The organism is Neptuniibacter marinus, from assembly GCF_965223595.1.
In the GTDB taxonomy this organism is placed as follows: Bacteria; Pseudomonadota; Gammaproteobacteria; order Pseudomonadales; family Balneatricaceae; genus Neptuniibacter; species Neptuniibacter marinus.
Genome location: NZ_OZ245004.1, coordinates 872,860 through 897,056, shown reverse-complemented (window position 1 = coordinate 897,056; position 24,197 = coordinate 872,860). Strand labels below are relative to the sequence as shown.

The window sequence follows — 24,197 nt, the reverse complement described above, 5'->3', positions numbered from 1 at the left end:
CTCCATGTACAATAAGGACTTTTTCAACCTAGTTCCCATTCCTTATCCACTTCAGGCCAAAGACTTCGTAGTACAGCTCTAACCTTTATTTGAGAATCACGTGGCATATTTGTACGCCATGAGTTAAGGCGATCATCTAAACTAGCCCCCACTCTATTCAATGCAGTCACTGGACTATCTTTTGAATAATCAACCCTCTTTTGAGGCTTCAGCCCTAATGTGTTTAATAAGTTAGTAAACTCTAATTCCGGCTCTTTTAATAATTTCTCATATTTAACAAAAATAATATTTTTATAGTGCCGCACTTCTCTTTCTGAAAGCGCCCAAAGCGCCGCAATTTTTTCTTCTTTTGATGCATTGTTATAAATTTTTAATTCTTCCCACAATGGACATTCTGATAATTCATTTTCTCGCCAATACAGGTCCAATAAATCAATATCAGCAAAATCCCACTCCCATTTAGCATTCATTAAACTCTGTATAACAGCCATAGGGTGACGACTAATATGAATAACGCCTTGAGGACTATAACGCTGCATTAACACTGGCAATATAAACTGTGCTCTCACAAACTTCACAACCACTCGATCAGCAAAACACTCTTTAAATGAAGTTCTTGCAAGGTAATTGAAGCCGGAACGCTTAGGACTAACCCCTTTAAAGGTTAAATCAAGGAAACAGTAGTCTTTTTCAGAAAAAACATCCCCAGTTAAAGGAATATACGCACCTTGAGTTGGATTAAAACTCGCCCCGCCATGCAAAGGTAATAATGCATTCGGCTCAAACGGCTCAAACTGAGTTTTTGCACAAATCGATTCAGCAATAACTTGTTGTATCCAAGTTGTTCCACTCCTCCAGAACCCTGACAGAATAATGGGCGATTTAGAGACTCGAGACTGCAATATAAGATCGAGAATAAACCATAATTTACATTTTAGATTTTTACTACTTAAGTCCATTTATCTCTCCATAAAGAAACAACTGAGAACAGTTATTTCCTCAATTTAAGTTCTAACCAATGTCTAGCCTGCAACCAGTCCTTGCGCGCTAACAAGGGAGTCAACAGCGCTGTAACTATTAATAAAACACAACCTGAAACCACCCCCTTTAAAACAATAGAATCGAACTGCATTTCTACAATAAAGTTAACCGGCCAACTAAGTAACAAAACACATAAAAAGACAAAAACAATCCCTTTAAACTGATTAACAATCAACCTGAAGGAATAGTCAGTTTTATTAAACACACCCACTAAAACAACTACTAGCATAATAATCTGGACTAGCACTAAAGCGTAAGCAATATAAATAACATCTTGACTCAAAATAATTGATAGAGATAAAAAAGTTGCAGTTAAAACAGTACGAAGGCAAGACAGATGAAGAACTAACTTATCTTCGCCTACACCTTTTAAAAAAGGATATAAAACACTCAGCGTAGCGCCAAATAAACACACTAAAGACAGGGCTCTGAAAAGAGGCCAAAACTCTATAAAAGCTTCGCCCAACACTAAAAGAACAACGGACTCTGCATATATAGCTAAAAAAAGGTAACAGCCACCCAGAAAAAAAACATTAAGCTTAGTAACTAAGATCAGATCGTCCCAAACATGTTCTAACTTATCCTTTAACGGTCTATTTTTATCTAAGCCATTCTGCGCACTGGCTATGCCTGAAAAAACAGCTTGATCTAAGGCATTACCCACTATCTCTCGTGGCAGTTTAGATAGTCGATTATTTACCTGATAACCACCCACCGTCGAAGCGCCAAAAAAACGACCTATAAATAGAGTAACGCCTTGAGTGGAAAGCCACACTAAAATATCAGAAGCAGTATTTCTCAGGGCATAGGGCATAATTTCAACAAATCGCTCCTTTTTAAACTCAAGCTTTGGAGTGTAGTTTGCTAAATAGAGACATCCGCCCATCAAAAAAGCACTATAGAGCACTTGCTGCCAAATTAAACTCCAAGCCCCTTTCCCTAAAAAGGCCATTATTAAAGCGACTATACCGCCTAGCATTGATGCAAAGAACATAACGCCTGCTAATTTCTTATACTGCATTTTCAGCAATAATAAAGAGCGCCCCACCTGCTCTACTAACAAGAGAGGAATTAAAAAACTGACGGCTTCAATAAAAGGCTTTGCCGCTGGCACTCCAAAAAAAATAGATAACATATCAGCACTGTAATAACAGGCGATAGCTAAAACTACACCTACAAAAAAATTGGACCAGAAAGCGGTATGAATATATTTCCCGGGATCACGGTTTTCATAATAGATAATCGCTGCTCCCATTCCTCCCTTCCCTATGGCCATAACAATAAATCCCATAATCGCTAATGCAATAGCAACAACACCAAAATCTTCAGGTGATAAAAGACGTGCGAGAACAGGAATCGTAAGAAACTTCAAACCAAGTGAAGCAAGAGAACCTACCCCTCCCCATGCCACACCTTTTGCTACCTGTTTTTTATCCACAATGGACAAGCCTATAACTCATAAACACCGTCCAATAGATTGCTATCATCTATACCTAACTCCCCAAGAAAACGAACAAGCTTTTCACATTGAGGCTTATCTACCCTCCAGCATCCGGTGGGAACTTGCTGGGATTTTTTGGCTAGACTCTCATATTGACTATGATCGAGCGTATTAAAAAAGAGATCTAACCCTAAGTTAAGGTTATTTCTGTGACAGCCAACACCTATATTGAGCCTCTCTAACTTATTGGCAATTTCAGTATCTTTAATAAAAATAGGGACCGAATTGAACGTGCCTCCCTCATAGATACGATTGGGCAGTAACCACTCAGAATTTCCGCCCTCCTCAAAAAAGTCTATAGCCCAGCAAAAGTCCACTTCACTATAGATTTCAGCTAAATCAGTAGGGAATTCGTATTCACCTTGAAATTCTATATAAGGTTCACGCTCGATTGAGCCTAAAAAGTCCTCGAACTCCGTATAAGCAGGCCTGCCCCTTATCACAACCCGTACTTTACCTTCGAGCTTATGGGTAATTGCACTTAACAGAGCCAGTGACTTGCAGCATCGAATCGCACCAAACCAACCAATCACATATGAATCTTGATCTGGTTGACGTTTTTTCGTGGGCTTTGTTGTAGCTACACTCATTTCTGTATCAAAGAATTTATTCTCCAATAACAAAATAGGCTTATTAACCTTATTAATTTTTTTGAAATAATTCTTAATAAATCCAGGCGAGCTTGTGATCAGTAAACTACTTTTTTTCACTGCCCAGCGCTCAACTAAACGTAAAATATTGTTGAGCCTTCCTGTACCTAATAACAGGCGATGAATATCTAATGATTCATAAACTAAAGGGATAGCCTTTAGCTTTCTTTTAACCTTTCTACCTAACATCAACATTTCTAAATTACGACAAATAATAACATCAGCATCATAGGTGTAAGGCATATAGTGAGATGAGAAAAAAAGAGCATAAAAGACACTTTTTAAGCGGTGTAAAAATGAAGCATCGTAAGTTCTTGCAAGAGGTATTACTTTAGCTGAACCTATATGAGTAGGCGCGACCGAGCTACGATAAAACCCAACCAGCACAACATCGGCACCGCCAGCTTGAAGCATTAATACTCGCTTCTTAACTGCTGCATCATATAAATCATGTACAAAATACAAAACTTTCATATCAACCTAATTTAACCGTAATTTAATGCTAGCAGGTTTATCATAGAAAGAGGCTCGCCTCATATGCACCCAAGATAAACATAAGAAAAAAGTAGACAATGAAAAAGGGGCAAATCCCACTGTCTCGAAAAATGACTTTAAGAAAATCACTAAAAAAAAGCTCATAACAACGATATCGATAGCTCTCATTTCTTTTAAAATAAGTCTATTTGTAGCAATAAACAATTTTATAAAAACTAAAGATACCGCTAAAAAACCAAATAAACCAAGCTCTACATAAGTATGTATATACTGATTATGAAAACCAAAGGGTGCGCCCTCCTCTTTATGAGCCAGTTCCCATATATCCAGCGCACCAATGTTATTCAAGTTCCAATATGAAGATTGTCCTACACCTAAAATAGGATGAGCCGCTATTGATTCAAATCCAATTGCCCATATATCAGTACGCCCTGTTATTGTAGGATCTTTACCGAGACTATACATAAAAGACTCATATACAGAATAGTCAAATAAAACCACCACAAAAAAAACAAAAAAAACAAGAAAAAAAGTAACAATTAAATTTATATTTAATTTAGTAAAATTTAATAGTCGTGTCTGTGAATAGAAGAACAAACAGCAAGAAAAAATCAGAACAAAAACTAATGATATAGTACTCCCTAATGAGCGGGACTGTAAAAATGTAGCTAAAGCTAACACTATACACACAACAGCTAAAAAACGAGATAACAATGAAGACCTATCACAAAAAAAAGCTCCTAAACCGGACAAAAAAGCAAAACTAGCGACCATAGCCATATTATTTTTACTGCCAAAGTAACCTACTTTTACTATCTCTCCTGTAAACGCTATCTCTACAGTTTGTGATGAGAAATTATTAAACACCATCACCGCAAGCATCGCCATACTAATGGCCTTAAAGAGCACATCAATATGTACACAGTAGATAATGACAATAAATATACCCACGGTAAGTAAGTACTGGATAGCTGTTCGCAAAGCGGCTAGAGGATACTCTGCCCAAAAAACCGATAATACACCTACTAAACCAAACATAAAAATAAACCAGTTATTTTTATAAGCAGCCAATGCATATTTGAAATTTAAAACCACATAAAACCCACCTACAATAAGAAACATCAAGGTAGAAAAAAAACCGAATAGACCAGCCCCAGTCAAAAAAACAAAGAGGGTAAAGACAAAAATATAGTCAACTTTATCAGTCTGTTTTTTTTGCCTTAACGTTGCTTTATCTATCATATCAGCACCTTAATTATTAGGAACAATTGAATTCAATCGTTCAATCAGTGACTGAATAATAAAGGCTGAACCATACTGAGAAAAATGCCCATAATCCGAATGCATAAGCCGGCCATTATTTTTATATAAGCATTTACCTTCAATACAAAGCTGATTCAGTGGATCAATAAAACGTTTTTCAGGAATATAGGAACTTAGCTCATCATTGATTATTCGATCAAAAGCTATAGGCCAACGCCCTTCGGCCTCACCACGATGTTTAAAATAGCTCAATGCATTAACATCAATAACATATTGGGGGGATTGCCCAATAACTAGGTAAGAAACATTAAGCTCATCCAATACTTTGATCGTACTTAATATTCCAGATAATCCTCTGCTTTTATAGTCAGTCCATTTCGCAGAAATAATCACAAAATTGATATCGAGCTTTTTAATAACCTCAATAGCATTCTTATTGAATTCATCACATTGGGGTAAAGCCATAGAAGTGAAAGAGAGTATGGGCGGACAACCCGCAGATGTGTACTGATACAGATCGAACATCAATGCATCTTTATGCTCAATAAAGCCTGGAACGTAATGATTGGCAAATGAGTCTCCCCAAAGTAAAACTTTATTCTTATTATCTCCACTTTCCTCTGCCACTTTACAGTTATCAGCATTCCATTTTGTATAGTTTTTAGCATTAAGGAAAAAGCAGTTACCTACACGGGATGACTTCTCAGTAAATTTTGTTTCGACAGTATAATCTGGAAACCTTTGTTCAAACCCTTTGCTATAAACCCCAAAGAGACCAATAGCCCCAACAAAGACAAAGCAAAGAACACCTCCACTAATCACCCCTGTACGTGTGATCTTTTTACTATAACGAAATGGTTTTTCGATAAACTGCCAAGAGAAAAGCGATAATATGAATGTAGATACTAAAATAATTGCTATATCAGTCGTCGTCAGAACATCAAGCCGATAGTATTTAAAAAACACAATCAATGGCCAATGCATCAAGTACAGCGAAAAGGATATTAAACCAATAAACACCAACGGTTTGGCACCGAGAAGATGATTAACCCCTCTTGTAATCCCTAAATTATGCTGACTGCCTACCCAGATAATTAGCGCAGCTCCTACACAAGGCGCTAATGCACCATAAGCCGGAAATGCTAAATTATGGTTATAAAATAGGATAGGCACAACAATTAGCATCGCACCTATTATGCCAAGCAACTTAAGCACAAAGGATTTTAAAAACTGTTTTTGAGGTATAAAAGCCACAAATGCACCTAGCAAAAGCTCCCAAGCTCTTGTTGGCAGTAGATAAAAATTTGCTGTAGGCGCTTTTGTTAAGGATATACAACTCAGCACAAAACTCAGCGTGATAAGAACAGCTAGAACAGGCAAGAATTTACTGCTAAAAAAACGATACATAATCAACAGAAATACAGGCATAAAAATATAATACTGTTCTTCTACTGATAATGACCATGTATGCAGAAGAGGCTTCATATCCGAAGCGGCATTAAAGTAATTTATTGATTGCCAGAAGTAGATATTAGAGGCAAAAGCTGAGGCTGAAGCTAAACTTTTTGAGTAATCAACAAAAGAGTCTGGCAGCAATATAAAATAAGCACCGACCCACGTTAGTAACAACATAAAGGCTAACGCAGGAAAAATCCTTTTAATCCTTCTGTTATAAAACTCTAAAATCGAAAACTGACCCTTTTCCAGCATACTCATGACGCTTAGAGTTATAACGTAGCCAGATATAACAAAAAAGACATCTACACCAAGATAGCCTCCGGCGACAAAGCCGAAACCTAAGTGATAAAAGATAACTGCAAGTACAGAGACTGCCCTTAGCCCGTCTATATCAGGGCGATATGATATTCCGTTACTCATATAAACCCTAATCTTTATCTAAAATCTGACTCAGAAGCCCAATCAGCAAGTGCTTTTTTTAAGTCATATTTATATTGGTATCTATTCTCTTCAAGCCATGCGGGCTTGATATTCGTAGATTGTACTAATTTCAACACACGCTGAGGATCAATACCTATATTTAAGAAGTTAAAAATGCGACATAGTTTTGCTATAGACATTAAGCACCATCTTGGCACCATAAACACTTTAGCTTGTGGAAAGTGATCCTCAATAAAAACATTCACTATATTTTCAATTGTGTATTTTTCTGAAAAACAACCATTAAATAATACATAATGGCTATCATGATTACGGGCAAACTCTATCGCATTAAGCAGCTCTTTTACGTAAATAGCTCCTTTAATAGTGTCCTTACGGCCTGGATATACAAAAAAGCCTTTCCGCAACATCGTTGCTAACCGAGTAAAGTTACCCCCTTCCCCTGGACCAAATACAACAGCAGGCCTGACAATTGTTAGCTTACGTTGGGGGTTTTCTTGATACCATTGACGATGAACCTCTTCAGCTTGCAGCTTAGAATAACCATAAGCGGAAGTTGGCGCAGGAACTGTCCCTTCTGACTTTTCATCTTCGCCAGGGCCATAAGGCGAGATCGAACTTGTGAAAACGATCTCCTGACAATTAAGGCGTCTAGCTAAATTCGTGACTTCAAGTGCACCAAATACATTAGTATCAAAATATTCAATATCTTCATGGCCCGGAGTTGTATGAATAGCCGCAAAGTTATATATAACATCATAACTGGCAGTCACATTAAGCTCTTTAAGGTTCCGAACATCACCTATTCGATACTCAACATTTTCCAACCTTTCTCTAGGTTCCTTAAGATCTATAGACAAAACATTAATGTTATGTCGGACCAATTCCCTAATTAGATGGGTACCTATAAAACCAGATCCACCAAAGACAATAACGCTATTAATATTTTTCATTTTAATAAATTTCTTTAGAAAATAGAGAGATAGGAGTTTTAATCAATATTTTTACATCTAAAAATAGTGACCAGTTATTAATGTACGACAAATCATACTCAACACGTTTTTCCATTTTATCGATAGTTTCTGTCTCACCTCGGTACCCATTAATCTGAGCGAGCCCAGTCATACCAGGCTTAATTCGATGCCGTGCAAGGTAAGCGTTAATTTTGTCTGAGTAGTAATTATTATGAGCTACGGCATGTGGCCTTGGCCCGACAAGCGACATACTGCCCTGTAATACATTTATAAGCTGTGGAAGCTCATCTATAGAAGTACGACGAATTAGACGGCCAATATCGGTGATACGGGGGTCTTCTTTGGTGGCTTGCTGAACTTCGCCATGAGCCTCATCATGCAGTTTCATACTACGAAACTTCCAAACCTTTATGACTTTCCCATCCCAACCATGACGATCCTGTTTGAAAAACACAGGCCCTGGGGAAGAACGCTTAACTTTGTAAGCAACCCATAGCATTAGTGGAGCCAGCATGCACAGCGCAACAGCTGCAATTGTACGGTCCATGACATCTTTCAGAACCATTGATGCTTTTGACGATGTTAGAGGACTTTCATTCAGAGAGATCAACGGCACACCGGCTACTTCTCTAACAGAATGATTTAAAAGATTAAGTGCAAAAATATCGGGAGCCCAAATAACATCGACATTCTCATCGAGTAGATCGATATTTACGCCTTCGATTTGCTCCGAAGCTCTCATCGGCAGGGCTATATAAATCCGACGAATATCATGTTTTTTGATCAGCTCTCTTATACTTTCCAAGCCACCGAGTACATCCACATTAGCAACTGACACGGTGTCATCATTGTCTAAGCTTCTAACGCACCCTATAACTTTATCAGGCAACCAGCGATTTTTATTAAGGCTACTTACTAGATGCTGGGCAACCGAACCTGTACCAACAATAATTACAGGGAGGTGATGCCCAAAGCTTTCTTTATACTTTTTTGATAAATAGCTAACGATGCAGAAGGAGATATTTTGAAATATTAAAACGGACACAGCCCATATTAAAAGAATCTCACGAGAAAAAATCTCAGAGGTTTTTGTAACAAAACCAATTAATAATAATAGAAGCATTAATATGCCCCATGCTCCAGATAACCGAATACAGCCTCGCAGACAACTTGATGACTGACGGTATACGCCTCTAGAGCTATAAATAAACCATAAACTAAATGCGGCTATTACCGTTAAGACTCGATATGCAGGTGGGAAACTTTCTAATTTAATCCAGGTAAGCAGAAATAAAAGCGTAGCTGCAACAAATACATCTGCAGCCAACTGAAATAACGAAGTAAGTGACTCATGATTTTTTAACAACCGCTTTTGCCGACGAATAGCGGTCTGTGTACCCGTATCTAAATTACTAACGGTCATCTAAAATTCCTTATCATCTACCATTCCCCACACCCACAGCAATTTACTATTCTATGTATTCCCTATCCATTCAGCAACGCAATTTTGCTGCAATGCAAAATAAAATGATATTTTAGTCTTAGATTATGATATTTTTTTGAATTATTCGTTTTAATTAACTGTTTTTCAAATATATTTGAAGCTCGGCCCCCTGGAAAAAGACGCATATTTAGTGCGTGTAATAGATCGCATTCATAGTTTGTCTATATGAAAGCCCAGTGATATAATCAGACTATATTCGTCAAACAAACACGGAGTGTTATGATGCGCCGCACACTATTAGCATTAACATGCGCTGGGATGTTCGCTTTTACCAACGCGCATGCAAATATATCTGAGGATTTATCTTCAAATTTATCTACAGTAGATGTCTTATCGAACGCTCTGAGCCACTGCATTACTCCAGACGCTGGCAACTGCACAGTAATAGATATAGAAGCACTGATGTTTGATGTCGCTGCGATCGATGTAGAGCTATTAGATAGCTTTGTCACGGCTGGGATAGAAAGCGGCTTAGATGCTATAACAGTTGTCGAAGCTGCTATTAAAGCCGGTGCCAATCCTGAAGCTGTTACTCAGGCTGCCATTTTAGCGGGCGCAGATCCTACAGATGTTGCAGCTGCAACAGCTGCTGGCGGACCAACAGCTACAGGCCCGAACGCTATTCCAGGCCAAACAGGTACAACTGTATCACCTCCCCCATTTGGAAATAATGCGGGTAGTGGCGGCGGCGGAAACCCAAGCCCAACCTAAGTATTCATTCGACAAAGAAGCGCCTTCTGGGCGCTTTTTTATTGAGAATTACAAAAAACTTAGCATTTTTTACTGCAATACCTATTGGGTAAACGCGCCTCTTATTCTCAGAAATTTATATGTTGGCTTTTGATTTATGGATAGATCATCTGATCGCACGTTGTTTTATTTCTTTTTAGGTATTTTAATCTGGGCACCTTTACCTTTAGCCAGTAACCGACTGTGGTCCCTATCCCTGTTGTGCGACTTAGTGCTGTTATTGTCTATTTCCACCCTTTATCAGCAGTTAAAGGGCTACTCAATCCCATCGACACCGTTAAAAAAATCACTCCCTATTATTGGCCTCCTTTCTATGGGAGTTATGTGGATAAGTTTGCAAGCAGTTCCTGCTCTTAATCTCTCTATATCACCCACAGACAGCTTGCATGATGCTGTTTTGGGTTGGTGCCTAGTGGCGATGTTTTGTTTGACCTTACAGTTTGTTCGAAGCCGTTCTAGGATTTTGCTCACCGGCTATATATTAGTGGGATCAGCACTCTTTCAAGCCGTTTATGGCAGTTTAATGACCTTTACTGGCTTTGAATTTTCGTTTCTTATTCCTAAAGAGAGTTATCAAGGGGTTTCCACGGGTACTTTTATTAACCGTAATAGCCAAGCCGGTTACTTAGTCATGTGCGTATCTCTGGGCATCGGCTTGATGATATCTACATTAAAAGATGAAGGATCATATAACTGGCGAGAACGTAGCCGTCGCTGGCTCACCGCATTATTAAGTAAAAAAATAATTTTAAGGGTCGCTTTATTAATAATTGTTTCTGGGTTAGTAATGACTCACTCCCGAATGGGGAACACATCATTTTTTGCTAGTTTAATGATTATGGGAGTACTAGGTTTAATTCTGCGCCGCAAAGCTACTCGAAGCATGGTAATTTTACTAAGTAGCTTACTTATTTTAGACATTTTTGTTGTAGGCACTTTCTTTGGTGTACAAGAAGTTGCCGATAGACTTCAAAATACAAGTATAGAAAAAGAGTCACGCGATGAAGTCGCTAAAGCCACGATTGATCTCATGCAACCCCAACTATTAACAGGCACAGGAGCTGGAACATTCTATACAGCTTTTCCCGAACATAGAACCGAAGACGTTGGACGGGGATTTTATGTAAATACACATAATGATTACCTAGAGTTTAGCTCCGAGTTTGGTTTATTAGGTACGCTTCCCTTAGGTTTGGTACTATTAATTAGCTTAGGTGCTGGGCTCTATGCGCAATATAAACGACGGGACAAGCTGCTCAGAGGTATTGCTTTTGGCTCATCTATGTCGATTATTGCTATGCTGATTCACGCTACCGTTGATTTCAATCTCCAGATGCCTGCCAACGCTTTAACCTTTATGGTGATATTAGCTTTTACATGGATATCCGTATTTAAAAAGAACAAACGAAAAATGTAGGAGGCCAACCTTTGGCCGAAAGGGTTTGTGGTTTGAATTGGGTTTGGTGCGTATTTCATTCGCCCGGGGCACCCGTTCCGGGCATAAAGGCCGGGCTCCTACAGGTGAGCTCCTACACAGGACGTGCATGTAGGAGGCCAACCTTTGGCCGAAAGGGGTTGTGGTTTATTTGGACTTTTCAGGACGATGTATTATGGATACAGAACCAAAAAAGAAAGATTGGTTTGAAAATGGCTTAATGCAACGCCTCCCTAGCGAAATGCAAAATAGCTTCACCGATGAACAGATTGCTGCTCTGAAAGTTGCTTTTGGTGCGCGCAAATGGGGAAAACATCCAATAGATCTACGCGGCACCGTCAATCTTTGGTCATGGCGCTATTATTTTGTGTTTTTAATGGGCCGTAACCAACGTTCGCTCAGCCGTAGTGAAAGGCGAGTTTCTTTAATTATAAAAACCTTTTTTATATTTTTATTCTTAATTTTTTCAACCATATTAGGCTTACTGGTGCTTTATTTAGTAAAGTCCGCGGCAGGAATAGATCTTATTCCAGGTTTTTCATTCGGCGTATGGAGTTGGTTTAAAGACACCTTTTTGTAAAATACAGAAGACCAGCACCTGTTAGGAAAGTACTGGCCAGGGCGTTATTTTTCGCTCTGATGTTCTATAAGGCACAAAAGTTTAATCTCCACAAAAATCGAAAAAATCTTACTTCGCAAGAACACTCCGCCCTCGACCAATACCGTAATAGGCTAGTCCATAACGTTCCACTTGCTGCGGGTCGTAAAGGTTTCGTCCATCAAAAATAACTGGCTGACGCAAAGTTTCTTTAATTAACTCAAAATCTGGAGCCCAAAAAGCTTTCCATTCAGTACAAATAACAAGAACATCTGCGCCTTGTAGTGCACTTTCTTTAGTTCCCACTAATTCTAGATCTTCTCTGCATCCATAAATTCGCTGAGCTTCCTCCATCGCTTCAGGATCATACGCACGAACTTTTGCCCCTTTATCCCACAGCGATTTCATAAGAACGCGGCTGGTAGCTTCCCGCATATCATCGGTCTTAGGCTTAAAAGACAACCCCCAAAGCGCTATTGTTTTACCTGACAAATCGCCCGCAAAATAACGATCAATTCGATCAAACAAGACCTCTTTCTGACGATAGTTTACCGCTTCGACTGATTTTAGAAGCTGAGCATCGTAATTAATACTATCAGCAGTATGCACTAACGCCTGTACATCTTTCGGGAAACATGAACCTCCATATCCACACCCAGCATAGATAAAGTGATAGCCAATTCGCTCATCCGATCCAATTCCTCGACGCACATTTTCTATATCAGCACCAAGGTATTCAGCAAGGCGGGATATCTCGTTCATGAAACTAATTTTGGTTGCTAGCATACAATTAGCCGCATATTTGGTTAACTCTGCGCTACGAACATCCATAAAAAGTATGCGGTCATGGTTACGGTTACAGGGAGCGTATAGCTCTCTCATCTCAGTTTTTACATGCTCACTTGCAGTACCAATAATTATACGATCAGGACGCATGCAATCATTAACCGCAGCTCCTTCTTTCAGAAATTCTGGATTTGATACAACATGATGCTCTATCACCTCTCCACGTGCAGCCAAGACCTCGGCTACTTGAGCAGATACCTTATCTGCCGTTCCAACAGGCACAGTGGACTTATCAACAATAATTTTTTTCGAAGTCATATGTGCTGCTATAGTTTCGGCAACCGATAAAACATATTGGAGATCCGCGGCTCCATCTTCATCTGGCGGAGTTCCTACAGCAATAAATTGAATCTCAGCATGATTAATCCCTTCCACCGCATCTGTTGTAAAGCACAAACGACCTTCAGCATAATTCCTTTCGACAATGGCTGTTAAACCCGGCTCGTAAATTGGAATGATTCCATTTTTTAGATTATCTATTTTATGTTGATCAACATCGACACATACCACATCATGACCAAAATCAGCCAAAACCGCAGCCTGAACCAAACCAACATAACCTACCCCAAAAACCGTAACCTTCATCTATCACTCTTCCATCTTCATCAATTACCCCATATGTATACCTAGAATGAGTGAAATAATTATTTCAAAATCATTGCGCTTATATGACAGCGATAAGCGCTCCTATGGAGATAAACCTCTGATTGAAGCGTCTGGTGTTTTATGGGGCAGGAAGCGTAATGCATTCGCTCGGGGCCCAGGTAGGAGGCCAACCTTTATGCCCGGAACGGGTGTCTGGCCGAACAAGTTGTGGTTTGAATTGAGTTTCGCGCGTAGTTCTTCGCTCACAGGGTGAGCTCCTACACGGGATTTGTGGTTTTGGCTGGGTATGTCGAGTAATTCATTGGCCCAAAGGCCATGTAGGAGGCCAGCCTCTGGCCGAAGGGGTTTGGGATTTGATTTGGTTCCCCGCGTAATTCTTCGCTCACAGGGTGAGCTCCTACACGGGATTTGTGGTTTTGGTTGGGTATGGCGCGTAATTCTTCGCTTTGGCACCCATTCCCGGCGCGCCTACAAGTAGATGCAATCCCACCATGGATATTCTCTTATGGTCTTTACGATACCGGCCCTCACGGGATTGAGAATGATATATCTAGCGATATTTTTTATATCTTCTTCCTTTCGCAGCGCATGATCATAAAAGCCTTTTTGCCAAATTTTACCTGCCTTATGGGTTATAAAAACTTTTAAAAGGCGCACGGTGTCAGACAACTTTTTCCGGTCGTTTAATTGCATTAGCCAATGAATATGGTCTGGCATTATGACGAAGGCGATGGTGGTTGCCTCTTGTGTTAAACGTTTAATGGAGTGTACCGCGTGCTTTGCGAGATAGGGGTCAGAGAAAACTGGACGCCGATTAGCGCAAGTTAATGTGAGGTGGTAGATCTGATTTGGTTGCGAATAGCGCCCGACCCGCAATGATTGAGCATTGGCTTTTTGCATGTCCACATCCTTGTGACGTTATGCGTTGTTTGTAATTGTGAAGACAAGGTAAACCCTTATTTTTTGGAGTATAGAATATTTTAAGGGTGAAGCGTAATTCTTCGTTCTGGTGAGCGCCTACAAGATGTGGTTGTGGCACGATGCTTCGCGCTAGCACCCGTTCCGGGCATAAAGGTGAGCGCCTACAAGTGCATCTGTAGGAGGCCAGCCCCTGGCCGAAGGGTTGTAGTTTCTAGCGTAACTCTTCGCTCTGGCACCCGTTCCGGGCATAAAGGTGAGCTCCAACAAGGAAGCATATTGGCCGAAGGATTTGATGCTTTATAAGCATAAAAAAACGGCGACTTCCTGCACAGAATCGCCGTTCGGTATCTACCCCCTTGAAAAAAAGCGCCTCCGAAGAGGCGTTGAGCCAAGGGATTGGTAAATTGATTTAGTCGCTGATTATAAAACCAGTCGACGAATGTCGCTAAGTAAGCTGTTTAGGTAAGTAAGGAATTTACCTGCATCGCCGCCGTTGATTGCACGGTGATCGTAAGATAAGCACAATGGCAGCATCTTACGTGGTTCAAACTCTTTACCGTTCCAACGGGGTTCGATATCCGCTTTAGAAACACCCAATATCGCTACTTCAGGCGCGTTAACAATTGGTGTAAAGCCTGTACCACCAATGCCACCTAAGCTTGAGATAGTGAAGCATGCACCCTGCATCTCTGCGGGTTTTAGCTTACGATCTTTAGCTTTACCTGCTAGCTCAATCGCTTCAGTTGATAGTTCGTAGATGCTCTTCTTATCTGCATCTTTAATCACTGGAACCATCAAACCATTTGGTGTATCCACTGCCATCCCGATGTTTACATATTTTTTATAAACAATATGTTCGCCGTCAGCATGTAGTGATGCGTTGAACTTAGGATGGGCTTTAAGCGCCATAGCGATCGCTTTTAGCATGAACGGCAGTGGCGTTAAACGCACACCTGATTTAGCCGCTTCATCCTTCATCTCTTTACGGAACGCTTCTAGGTCAGTGATATCCGCTTTGTCGAACTGTGTAACATGCGGGATATTCAACCAGCAGCGGCTCATGTTGTCGCGAGTGATCTTAGCTATTTTGCTAAGCTTCTCTACTTCAACTTCACCAAACTTACTGAAATCAATTTCAGGGATTGCAGGAATACCTGAACCACCTGTAACTGCACCACCTTTCGGTTTTTCAGCTAACTGTTTCAGCGCGCTCTTAACATAAGCTTGGACATCTTCTTTTAAGACACGACCGCGACGTCCTGTACCTGAAACTAAAGACAGCTCTACACCAAATTCACGGGCGATTGCACGCACCGATGGACCTGCATGTACAGATTTGTTTTTCTTCTCTAGTTCAGCGGTATTTAGATTAGTCGTCGATGCTGGAGCTGGAGCCGGAGCCGCTTTTGCTGGAGCAGAGGCCGCTGGCGCAGAAGCCGTTGGTGCTGGTGCAGCGGCGGGTGCCGGAGCAGCAGAACCTGCAACTTCTAATTCAAGTAGCAAATCGCCTTCATTAACCGTATCGCCATCTTTGATCTTCATGGAGATAACAACACCGCCTTTAGGTGCAGGTACTTCCATTGATGCTTTATCGGTTTCTAATACGATAAGGCTGTCACCTTCTGCGACGGTGTCACCATCCTTAACAAGGACTTCAACAACATCTACATCAGTAGCGCCGGATAGATCAGGAACCAGTACATTCTCTTTGCCACCTGCTACAGGAGCAGGGGCTGCTTGCGGAGCAGGCGCAACTGCGGCCTGAGACGTTTCTGCCTGAGGCGCCTCAGCCTGAGGCTGGCCGCCTACACTAAGATCCGCCAGCACATCACCTTCGTTGACCGTATCGCCTTCTTTGATCTTCATAGAAACAACCACACCAGCTTTAGGTGCGGGTACTTCCATCGATGCTTTATCGGTTTCTAGTACGAGCAGGCTATCGCCTTCTTCAACACTGTCTCCATCTTTAACTAAGACTTCGACAACATCTACATCTGTTGCACCTGACAGGTCAGGGATTAAGATCCCTTCAACCACACTCGCTGTTGCAGCCACAGGCTGACTGACAGGTGCCGGAGCTGACTCAACAGGCGCTGGCGCTTCAGCAACTTCAACAGGCGCTGCTTCCGCAGATACACCTGTATCCAGATCAAGAAGGACATCACCTTCATTAACCTGATCATCAACATTAATTTTTACGGAAACCACGGTACCACTATGGGTAGAGGGTACTTCCATTGACGCTTTGTCTGTTTCCAGAACAATCAAGCTGTCGCCTTCGCTAATAGTGTCACCAGCGCTAACTAGCACTTCGACTACATCAACATCAGTTGAGCCTGATAAGTCAGGAACTGTAATTGTGATAATACTCACGATAAATCCTCCAGTTCTAAGCCGTTAGAAGTTCAACGTAGACTTAAACAGTCCACGGTGCCGGTTTAGCCGGGTTAATGTTGAACTTCTGCATGGCTTTAGCGACTTCAGCGCCTTCAACCTTGCCCTCTTCTTGAAGTGCTTTTAGCGCTGCAACAACAACGTAATAGCGGTTAACTTCAAAGAATTCACGCAGTTTAGTACGCGTATCTGAACGACCAAAACCATCAGTCCCTAGTACTTTAAAGTTACGTGGAATGTATTCACGTAGCTGATCTGCATAACTACGCATATAGTCAGTCGATGCGATAACCGGACCTTCACCTCGGCTTTCAATACATTCAGTCACATAAGCTTTTTGAGGCTCAGATTCTGGATTTAGCATATTCCAACGCGCAACGGACATTGCTTCGCGGCGCAACTCATTGATAGAGGTCGTGCTCCAAATATCCGATTCGATACCGTAATCATCACGCAGAATATCGGCCGCCGCTTCAACTTCACGTAAGATCGTGCCACAACCCATTAGCTGAACGCGTTTGTCTGCGTCTTTACCCTCTTTAAGAAGGTACATACCTTTAATAATGCCTTCTTCGGCACCGTGCGGCATGGCCGGGTGGTGGTAGTTTTCGTTCATAGTTGTGATGTAGTAGAAGCGGTTTTCCTGCTCCTGGTACATCCGACGCATACCGTCCTGAACAATAACAGCCAGTTCATAGCCGTATGTAGGATCGTAAGATTTACAGTTTGGAATCATCTGTGCCATTAGGTGGCTGTGACCATCCTGATGCTGTAGACCTTCACCGTTTAGCGTTGTACGGCCTGAAGTAGCACCGATCAAGAAGCCACGTGCCTGCATATCGCCCGCTGCCCATGCCAAGTCCATAACACGCTGGAAACCAAACATTGAGTAGTAGATATAGAATGGAACCATTGTGCAGTTATTGTTTGCGTAAGAGGTAGCCGCAGCCATCCACGCAGACATAGCACCCGCCTCATTGATACCTTCTTCTAAGATCTGACCTGTTTTAGATTCTTTATAAAACATGATCTGATCAGAGTCATGTGGCACATAACGTTGCCCAGCAGATGTATAGATACCCAACTGACGGAACATGCCTTCCATACCAAATGTACGTGCTTCATCAGGCACAATAGGTACAACACGTTCACCCATTTTTTTGTCTTTAACCAGTGTACTCATTACACGGTTAAGTACCATTTGGGTGGAAGCTGTACGTTTACCGCTGTCTTTTAACTGACCTTCAAAGTCTGTTAATGGTGGTGTTTCTAGTTTTTCAAATTCAGTACGACGTACTGGGTAGAAACCACCTAAGCTTTCACGGCGTTCGAACATGTATTTCATTTCAGGTGAATCAGGGGCTGGACGATAGTAAGGAACGTCCTTCAACTGCTCATCTGTCAACGGAATGTTAAAACGATCACGGAAATCTTTTAGGTCATCGATAGCCACTTTCTTCAAGGAGTGAGTATCGTTTTTCGCTTGGCCTGATTTACCTGTGCCGTAACCTTTTACAGTCTGCGCCAGAATAACCGTTGGCTGACCTTTGTGATTGACCGCTTCATTATAAGCAGCAAATACTTTATAAGGGTCATGACCACCACGGTTCAGGTTCATGATGTCGTCATCAGATAGATCTGCGACTAATTCAAGAAGCTCTGGATATTTACCAAAGAAGTGCTCACGAGTGTAAGCACCGCCGTTCGCTTTGTAGTTTTGCAACTCACCGTCGCATACTTCATCAAAGCGTTTCTGCAGTAAGCCTTTTGTATCTTTCTCAAAAAGAGCGTCCCAATGACGACCCCAAAGACACTTAATAACATTCCAGCCTGCGCCGTGGAAGATACCTTCAAGCTCTTGAACAATCTTACCGTTACCACGTACAGGCCCATCAAGGCGCTGCAAGTTACAGTTCACAACAAAAATAAGATTTTCTAACCCTTCACGACCCGCAAGAGAGATAGCACCAAGAGATTCTGGCTCGTCACACTCGCCATCACCCAAGAACGCCCATACTTTGCGATCGCCGCGATCAATTAGATCACGTGCCGATAGGTAGCGCATAACATGTGCTTGATAGATTGCTTGAATTGGACCTAGACCCATAGATACCGTTGGGAACTGCCAAAAATCAGGCATTAACCATGGATGAGGGTAAGAAGAAAGACCATGACCATCAACTTCACGACGGTAGTTATCCATCTGCTCTTCAGATAGACGCCCTTCTAAGTAAGCACGTGAGTAGATACCGGGAGAGATATGCCCTTGGAAAAAGACCATGTCAGATTCCTGACCTTCATTTCCACGGAAAAAATAGTTAAAACCGATATCGTAAAGTGTTGCAGAGGAGGAGAAAGAGGAGATATGACCACCTAGGCCATCATCATTATCGTTAGCACGCATAACCATTGCCATTGCGTTCCAACGGATAAATGAGCGGATGCGGCGTTCCATAAATAGATCGCCAGGCATACGTGCCTCATCTTTCACCGAAATTGTATTGCGGTAAGGCGTTGTCAACACACAGGAGGAATCAACACCTATGTCATTCGCTTTTTCACCTAGCTTTCTTAAAATATATTTTGCGCGATCATCACCATCATTCTTGGCAACAGATTCAAGCGCATCCAACCATTCTTGTGTTTCAATTGGATCAACGTCATCAATAATGTCTTGCACTTTGACCTCTCCACTCTAAGTTAACGCAACGTACATAAGGGATCTAAGTGATCCCTTTTGTTGTTATAGCTTTTTGCCTGCTGCCTCGCTTACCTTTGAAAGCACAAAAAGACCACAGGACAAGCCTTATAGTAATTATCTTGTAGTAATACTACATAAATATTAATAGAGAATCTAGTTATCGAGAACTCTTACTGCTTAAGTAGTAAAAAAGACAACCTAAGCCAAAAGACTTTGTAATTTTAGTACAACTATAAGCCTGTGCTAATATTCGCTCGCCGCAACGCTCTCTCTAAACGTGTATTTTCACGCTCACCCTCAAGTAATGCATCTTCAACATAGGCTAAATGATGATGAGCCGCTTGGCGTGCTTTCTCTGGATCACCATCCAAAATAGCGTCCATAAGAACTTTATGCTGATCATGTATCTTTTCTCGATATTCTGAGTGCGGATAAATATTCTTTAAATTATCCCAAATATGCTCACGAAGCAGACTAAATAGCGCTCGCATCATATGCAGCAAAACCATATTGTGTGTCGAGGCCGCTATAACCAAGTGAAAATCAACATCTGCGTACACCTCTTTTTGAATCTCTTTGCTGTCGTGATAATGCTGCAAATCAGCGTAGGCTTTCAAAATAGCCTCTTTATCTGCAGGCGTGCTTCTCAGAGCAGCGTAATAAGCAGCAACCCCTTCCAATGCATGACGAAACTCTAAAAGATCATACTGAGCTTCAGGATGGGTCCTAAATAGTTCTAGTAGAGGATCGGAAAAAGATCCACCTAAATCTTCAGACACATAGGTCCCTCCCCCCTGACGACTGATCAAAAGTCCCTTAGCTGCTAATTTTTGCACCGCTTCCCGCAGAGAAGGACGTGATACTTCAAACTGTTTTGCTAACTCTCTTTCAGGAGGTAATTTCTGTCCAGGCTTCAGAATCCCTTCCAGAATCATAGTCTCCATTTGCCCCATTATGACATCAGAAATTTTAGGCTGTTTAACCCGACTGTAACTCATATTTTCCACTCAAATAATATTGGTATGACCAATATCAATACTAAATTATTCCAATGGCGCAAAACAAGCCCTGTTGTTTTTTATTTTTAAATCCACTCAAAAGTAGTTCAAACGTACGCCAGATTTCAAGCAATACACAGAATTATTATTGTTTAATGAATCTAGACTATAGTCGCTAAAACTAAAAAATAGATTGACAGCTGCTGCTCAAAAAAAATACAGTAGGAAGTCCCTTATGGTAAATTGGTAATACCAATTGAGATTAGTGCAGTGCAGCATACATTCCCATCTACGGAAATCATCACTGCCAGCAACAACACTCTAACTATAAAAAATAAATCTCTAGAGGATGTAACATGAAAAAGTTCGCCAAATCTTTAATCTCCGCTGCCGTGCTTACAGCTGCTGTGGCAAGCGTATCAGCCCCTGTACAGGCCGCTGATAAACTACTTCTTAAAACTCCTATCGCTTTCGGCTCTCACCTACCCGCTTTAGGAACACCTATTGTTTGGGTTGCTAATCAGCTAAAGCTTGTAAGCGATGGCAACATGAGAATGAAGATCTACGAACCAAGCAAACTAGTTAGCCCAAAAGAGATTCTAGATGCGGTATCTTCAGGTAAAGTGAACTCCGGTTACGCAACAGCAGGTTATTGGCAGGGTAAAATTCCAGCCGCAGCACTTTTCTCCGCAGTTCCTTTCGGTCCTGAAGCTGGCGAATATATGGCATGGTTGTACTACGGTAACGGCATGACCTTGTACCAAGAGATGTATGACACTGCAGGCTATAACGTAAAAGTAATGCCATGTGCAATTATCTCTCCTGAAACATCAGGCTGGTTTGCGAAACCTATTGAGAAACCAGAAGACCTTAAAGGTCTGAATATGCGTTTCTTCGGCCTAGGCGCGTCCGTTATGGAGAAATTAGGGGTAGGTACAGTGCAGCTGCCTGGCGGTGAGATCTTTGGCGCATTAGAGAAAGGTGCAATCGATGCATCTGAGTTCTCTCAACCGGCTATTGATCAGCGTTTAGGCTTCCACAAAATTGTTAAGTACAACTACTTCCCTGGCTGGCACCAACAAGCCACTATTTTCGAGCTGTTAATTAACAAAGACACTTGGAACGGCATGAGCAAAGGCCAACAGGCGCTGCTGGATACAACGTGTAAAGCTTCAATCACTAACTCTATCGCTGAAGGTGAAGCGATGCAGTTCCCTGTAATGGAAAAAGCGAAAGAAAATGGCGTTCATATCCGTTACTGGAATGAAACTATGCTAAGCACCTTCAAAACCACATGGGATGAAGTCGCTGCTGAAAAATCGGCTGAAGATCCATTCTTCAAAAAAGTTTGGGATGACCTGAGTACATTCCGTAAAGGTTATGACCTTTGGGAAGCGAATGCATTCCTGCCTCGTGCAACTAAGTAATATGGCATTACATTGGAAGCAACCTTGCTTCTGAAGAAAGCAGGGTAGCGAAAGCTACCCTGTTTATTCTTTGGAGAGAAAAGAACCTATCTAGTGTGGCGCTTTAATCTATCCATAGAATATTTTTATAACTATAAATAAATCAATTCTGTTGTATGTGCACGATACGACATAGACTTGATGATGAACAAAAAAGGTACGTTTCAGTGACTGAAAACGATACACTGCCCCGAGTACCACTCGCTGATGCAATTGATAAATTCATTCAGCGAATAGGTCAAACTATTGCTTGGACTTATGTCCTTCTAGTATTGGTCATCATACTCCAAGTTACTTTACGCAAAGGTTTTTCTAGCGGCTTAATCGCTTTAGAAGAGCTGCAATGGCATCTCTATTCTATTGGCGTAATGTTTGGATTATCTTATGCCCAAACAACAAATTCCCATATTCGCGTAGACCTGTTTTATGCACGCTTACGTGTTCGCACAAAACGCATTATCGAAGTAGTGAGCATTGTTACGCTTGTGCTGCCGTTCATTATTGTCATTTTTCTACATAGTCTAGATTTTGTTGCCGAAGCATGGCGTGTTAATGAATCCTCAGAAGCTTCTTCTGGCTTACCATGGCGCTGGTTAATAAAAAGCGTCATCCCACTAAGCTTTGGACTACTTGGGCTAGCCGTTATCTCGCGTTTTATTCGAGATATTACTTTATTAATTAAAGGTGACGACTGATGGATGCGAATGAGATTCTCGTTATCGCGATGTTCCTATCTTTCATCGCTCTACTCTTCACAGGCATACCTGTTGCCTGGGTTTTAGGCGGTATAGGTATTGCTTTCGCTTTTTTAGGCCAATTTGCAGATAACAATCTAGATACTATGACCGGTCTAGATTACACCACCCTTGGACTGGTGGTGAATCGCTTATGGACCATTATGGAAAACTGGATATTGGTCGCACTCCCCATGTTTATATTTATGGGGATAATGCTGGATAAATCAGGTATCGCCGAACGCCTGATGAAGTCTATGCAGGAGCTATTTGGACGTGTACATGGTGGTTTAGCTATTACCGTGACAGCAATTGGTATTATTCTAGCCGCCTCTACCGGTATTATTGGAGCCTCAGTCGTACTTCTCGCTGTAATGTCATTACCCGCTATGATAAAGCAAGGCTATAACATGCCTCTCGCTTTAGGCACAATTGCCTCAGCTGGTACTTTAGGTATTTTGATTCCACCAAGTATCATGCTGGTAATTATGGCCGATCAATTAGGTTTGTCGGTCGGCGACCTATTTATGGGTGCGGTGTTTCCCGGCCTTATGCTAGGTATGTTCTATATCCTCTACATTTTAATTCGCGGCAAGTTAAGACCTGAAGACCTGCCTGTACCGGATGATGCTAAACCCGTTACCCCCGCAATTATTTTCAATGTATTAAAAGATGTATTGCCTACAGTCGCTTTAATTGTCGTAGTACTCGGCTCCATCTTTGCGGGTATTGCAACCCCGACAGAAGCCTCCGGTGTGGGTGCATTTGGCGCTACGTTACTCGCTATATATAACAGACGCTTTAGTATTCCTGTGCTTAAAGAGGTAATTGGCGGCACAATGAATACAACGGCATATATCTTTGCCATTTTTATCGGTGCAACTTGTTTCGCTCTTGTACTTCGTGAGTTAGGCGGCGACGAGATGATCGAATCCTTCCTAACCGGCCTGCCTTTTGGTCCTTATGGGATTATCTTCTTTATTCTTGGTGTTATCTTTTTACTTGGCTTCTTCTTGGACTGGATTGAGATCACTCTTATCATCTTGCCCTTATTAGCCCCTGTAATCTCAGCTCTCGGGCTCGATATATCAGCACCGGGCATAGATAACCCAGAACTAGTTTGGTTTGTCATGCTCGTCGCCATGGCCTTGCAAACATCGTTCTTAACCCCTCCCGTTGGGTTCGCCCTCTTCTATTTAAAAGGCGTTTGCCCTCCGAATATAAAAATTACTGATATTTATAAAGGGGTGATCCCGTTTATCTGCATTCAGTTAGTTGCCCTATTAGTGTTGGTTTTCTGGCCTCAACTGGTGCTGTGGTTACCGACCATCGCCTATAACTAACGAGTAGCGCTGGGGCTCTATATTTAAACGATATAGCGAGCCCCTTTTTTTAAATAAGACTCTTTTTTCTTCATAAGT

19 protein-coding genes are annotated in these 24,197 nt (G+C 41.5%); 7 read left to right on the top strand and 12 right to left on the bottom strand.

The window, feature by feature from the left end; all coding sequences use genetic code 11:
* Positions 1 to 23: 23 nt before the first annotated feature.
* Genes ACOQOE_RS04140 through ACOQOE_RS04110 form a run of 7 tightly spaced genes read right to left on the bottom strand, consistent with a single transcriptional unit; the run spans position 24 to position 9,246 of the window.
* Complete coding sequence (locus tag ACOQOE_RS04140) at positions 24 to 959, bottom strand: sulfotransferase (RefSeq protein ID WP_420554952.1); 936 nt, start codon at positions 957 to 959, stop codon at positions 24 to 26.
* A 32-nt stretch (positions 960 to 991) separates the two neighbouring features.
* A complete protein-coding gene (locus tag ACOQOE_RS04135; protein ID WP_420554951.1) occupies positions 992 to 2,479 on the bottom strand; it encodes an oligosaccharide flippase family protein in 1,488 nt (495 codons plus the stop codon).
* 11 nt (positions 2,480 to 2,490) lie between these two features.
* Complete coding sequence (locus tag ACOQOE_RS04130; RefSeq protein ID WP_420554950.1) at positions 2,491 to 3,666, bottom strand: glycosyl transferase family 1; 1,176 nt, start codon at positions 3,664 to 3,666, stop codon at positions 2,491 to 2,493.
* Between the two features lie 6 nt (positions 3,667 to 3,672).
* The gene (locus ACOQOE_RS04125) at positions 3,673 to 4,929 is read right to left on the bottom strand and encodes an O-antigen ligase family protein (protein ID WP_420554949.1); all 1,257 of its coding nucleotides are present in this window, start codon (positions 4,927 to 4,929) and stop codon (positions 3,673 to 3,675) included.
* A gap of 9 nt (positions 4,930 to 4,938) precedes the next feature.
* Positions 4,939 to 6,828, bottom strand: a complete 1,890-nt coding sequence (locus tag ACOQOE_RS04120) for an acyltransferase family protein (protein WP_420554948.1) — start codon at positions 6,826 to 6,828, stop codon at positions 4,939 to 4,941.
* A 14-nt stretch (positions 6,829 to 6,842) separates the two neighbouring features.
* Positions 6,843 to 7,802 carry an NAD-dependent epimerase/dehydratase family protein gene (locus ACOQOE_RS04115; protein ID WP_067869396.1) on the bottom strand — a complete coding sequence of 320 codons (960 nt, stop codon included), beginning with the start codon at positions 7,800 to 7,802 and terminating at the stop codon, positions 6,843 to 6,845.
* 1 nt (position 7,803) lies between these two features.
* Positions 7,804 to 9,246 carry an undecaprenyl-phosphate glucose phosphotransferase gene (locus ACOQOE_RS04110; protein WP_067869393.1) on the bottom strand — a complete coding sequence of 481 codons (1,443 nt, stop codon included), beginning with the start codon at positions 9,244 to 9,246 and terminating at the stop codon, positions 7,804 to 7,806.
* Between the two features lie 300 nt (positions 9,247 to 9,546).
* Between ACOQOE_RS04110 and ACOQOE_RS04105 the strand changes: the two genes are divergently transcribed.
* The 3 genes from ACOQOE_RS04105 to ACOQOE_RS04095 all read left to right on the top strand — a co-directional run bounded on the left by ACOQOE_RS04105 (position 9,547) and on the right by ACOQOE_RS04095 (position 12,092).
* Positions 9,547 to 10,038: a hypothetical protein gene (locus ACOQOE_RS04105; RefSeq protein ID WP_156473727.1), complete on the top strand. Its 492-nt coding sequence runs from the start codon at positions 9,547 to 9,549 to the stop codon at positions 10,036 to 10,038.
* A 136-nt stretch (positions 10,039 to 10,174) separates the two neighbouring features.
* Entirely contained in the window at positions 10,175 to 11,494 is a 1,320-nt protein-coding gene (locus tag ACOQOE_RS04100; RefSeq protein ID WP_420554947.1) for an O-antigen ligase family protein, read from the top strand.
* Positions 11,495 to 11,687: 193 nt separating this feature from the next.
* Positions 11,688 to 12,092 (top strand): 3-phosphoshikimate 1-carboxyvinyltransferase, encoded by a 405-nt coding sequence (locus ACOQOE_RS04095; protein WP_067869384.1) that lies wholly within the window; start codon positions 11,688 to 11,690, stop codon positions 12,090 to 12,092.
* A gap of 108 nt (positions 12,093 to 12,200) precedes the next feature.
* Here ACOQOE_RS04095 and ACOQOE_RS04090 read toward each other — a convergent pair whose 3' ends face one another.
* The gene (locus ACOQOE_RS04090) at positions 12,201 to 13,541 is read right to left on the bottom strand and encodes a UDP-glucose dehydrogenase family protein (RefSeq protein WP_067869382.1); all 1,341 of its coding nucleotides are present in this window, start codon (positions 13,539 to 13,541) and stop codon (positions 12,201 to 12,203) included.
* Between the two features lie 46 nt (positions 13,542 to 13,587).
* On the opposite strand from ACOQOE_RS04090, the gene ACOQOE_RS04085 reads away from it, so the two are divergent.
* A complete protein-coding gene (locus ACOQOE_RS04085) occupies positions 13,588 to 13,815 on the top strand; it encodes a hypothetical protein (protein ID WP_156473726.1) in 228 nt (75 codons plus the stop codon).
* Positions 13,816 to 14,030: 215 nt separating this feature from the next.
* On the opposite strand, the gene ACOQOE_RS04080 is transcribed toward ACOQOE_RS04085, so the two are convergent.
* The 4 genes from ACOQOE_RS04080 to pdhR form a co-directional block, all read right to left on the bottom strand.
* Positions 14,031 to 14,462, bottom strand: coding sequence for an REP-associated tyrosine transposase (locus ACOQOE_RS04080; RefSeq protein ID WP_420554946.1), 432 nt, complete (start codon positions 14,460 to 14,462; stop codon positions 14,031 to 14,033).
* 441 nt (positions 14,463 to 14,903) lie between these two features.
* The gene (aceF, locus tag ACOQOE_RS04075) at positions 14,904 to 16,856 is read right to left on the bottom strand and encodes a dihydrolipoyllysine-residue acetyltransferase (RefSeq protein ID WP_420554945.1); all 1,953 of its coding nucleotides are present in this window, start codon (positions 16,854 to 16,856) and stop codon (positions 14,904 to 14,906) included.
* 43 nt (positions 16,857 to 16,899) lie between these two features.
* Complete coding sequence (gene aceE, locus ACOQOE_RS04070) at positions 16,900 to 19,557, bottom strand: pyruvate dehydrogenase (acetyl-transferring), homodimeric type (RefSeq protein ID WP_231867982.1); 2,658 nt, start codon at positions 19,555 to 19,557, stop codon at positions 16,900 to 16,902.
* A gap of 251 nt (positions 19,558 to 19,808) precedes the next feature.
* Entirely contained in the window at positions 19,809 to 20,576 is a 768-nt protein-coding gene (pdhR, locus tag ACOQOE_RS04065) for a pyruvate dehydrogenase complex transcriptional repressor PdhR (RefSeq protein ID WP_067867816.1), read from the bottom strand.
* Between the two features lie 356 nt (positions 20,577 to 20,932).
* Between pdhR and ACOQOE_RS04060 the strand changes: the two genes are divergently transcribed.
* The 3 genes from ACOQOE_RS04060 to ACOQOE_RS04050 all read left to right on the top strand — a co-directional run bounded on the left by ACOQOE_RS04060 (position 20,933) and on the right by ACOQOE_RS04050 (position 24,119).
* Complete coding sequence (locus ACOQOE_RS04060; RefSeq protein WP_067867813.1) at positions 20,933 to 22,003, top strand: TRAP transporter substrate-binding protein; 1,071 nt, start codon at positions 20,933 to 20,935, stop codon at positions 22,001 to 22,003.
* Positions 22,004 to 22,209: 206 nt separating this feature from the next.
* Positions 22,210 to 22,737, top strand: a complete 528-nt coding sequence (locus ACOQOE_RS04055) for a TRAP transporter small permease subunit (protein ID WP_067867810.1) — start codon at positions 22,210 to 22,212, stop codon at positions 22,735 to 22,737.
* Entirely contained in the window at positions 22,737 to 24,119 is a 1,383-nt protein-coding gene (locus ACOQOE_RS04050; protein ID WP_420554944.1) for a TRAP transporter large permease, read from the top strand. Before ACOQOE_RS04055 ends, ACOQOE_RS04050 begins: the two co-directional genes overlap by 1 nt.
* Positions 24,120 to 24,197 lie beyond the last annotated feature (78 nt).

Bases quoted from the DNA above. Each gene is read 5' to 3' on its own strand.
- ACOQOE_RS04140 (WP_420554952.1), bottom strand. From the start codon at position 959: ATGGACTTAAGTAGTAAAAATCTAAAATGTAAATTATGGTTTATTCTC.
- ACOQOE_RS04130 (WP_420554950.1), bottom strand. From the start codon at position 3,666: ATGAAAGTTTTGTATTTTGTACATGATTTATATGATGCAGCAGTTAAG.
- ACOQOE_RS04125 (WP_420554949.1), bottom strand. From the start codon at position 4,929: ATGATAGATAAAGCAACGTTAAGGCAAAAAAAACAGACTGATAAAGTT.
- ACOQOE_RS04120 (WP_420554948.1), bottom strand. From the start codon at position 6,828: ATGAGTAACGGAATATCATATCGCCCTGATATAGACGGGCTAAGGGCA.
- ACOQOE_RS04115 (WP_067869396.1), bottom strand. From the start codon at position 7,802: ATGAAAAATATTAATAGCGTTATTGTCTTTGGTGGATCTGGTTTTATA.
- ACOQOE_RS04110 (WP_067869393.1), bottom strand. From the start codon at position 9,246: ATGACCGTTAGTAATTTAGATACGGGTACACAGACCGCTATTCGTCGG.
- ACOQOE_RS04105 (WP_156473727.1), top strand. From the start codon at position 9,547: ATGATGCGCCGCACACTATTAGCATTAACATGCGCTGGGATGTTCGCT.
- ACOQOE_RS04100 (WP_420554947.1), top strand. From the start codon at position 10,175: ATGGATAGATCATCTGATCGCACGTTGTTTTATTTCTTTTTAGGTATT.
- ACOQOE_RS04095 (WP_067869384.1), top strand. From the start codon at position 11,688: ATGGATACAGAACCAAAAAAGAAAGATTGGTTTGAAAATGGCTTAATG.
- ACOQOE_RS04090 (WP_067869382.1), bottom strand. From the start codon at position 13,541: ATGAAGGTTACGGTTTTTGGGGTAGGTTATGTTGGTTTGGTTCAGGCT.
- ACOQOE_RS04085 (WP_156473726.1), top strand. From the start codon at position 13,588: ATGAGTGAAATAATTATTTCAAAATCATTGCGCTTATATGACAGCGAT.
- ACOQOE_RS04080 (WP_420554946.1), bottom strand. From the start codon at position 14,462: ATGCAAAAAGCCAATGCTCAATCATTGCGGGTCGGGCGCTATTCGCAA.
- pdhR (WP_067867816.1), bottom strand. From the start codon at position 20,576: ATGAGTTACAGTCGGGTTAAACAGCCTAAAATTTCTGATGTCATAATG.
- ACOQOE_RS04060 (WP_067867813.1), top strand. From the start codon at position 20,933: ATGAAAAAGTTCGCCAAATCTTTAATCTCCGCTGCCGTGCTTACAGCT.
- ACOQOE_RS04050 (WP_420554944.1), top strand. From the start codon at position 22,737: ATGGATGCGAATGAGATTCTCGTTATCGCGATGTTCCTATCTTTCATC.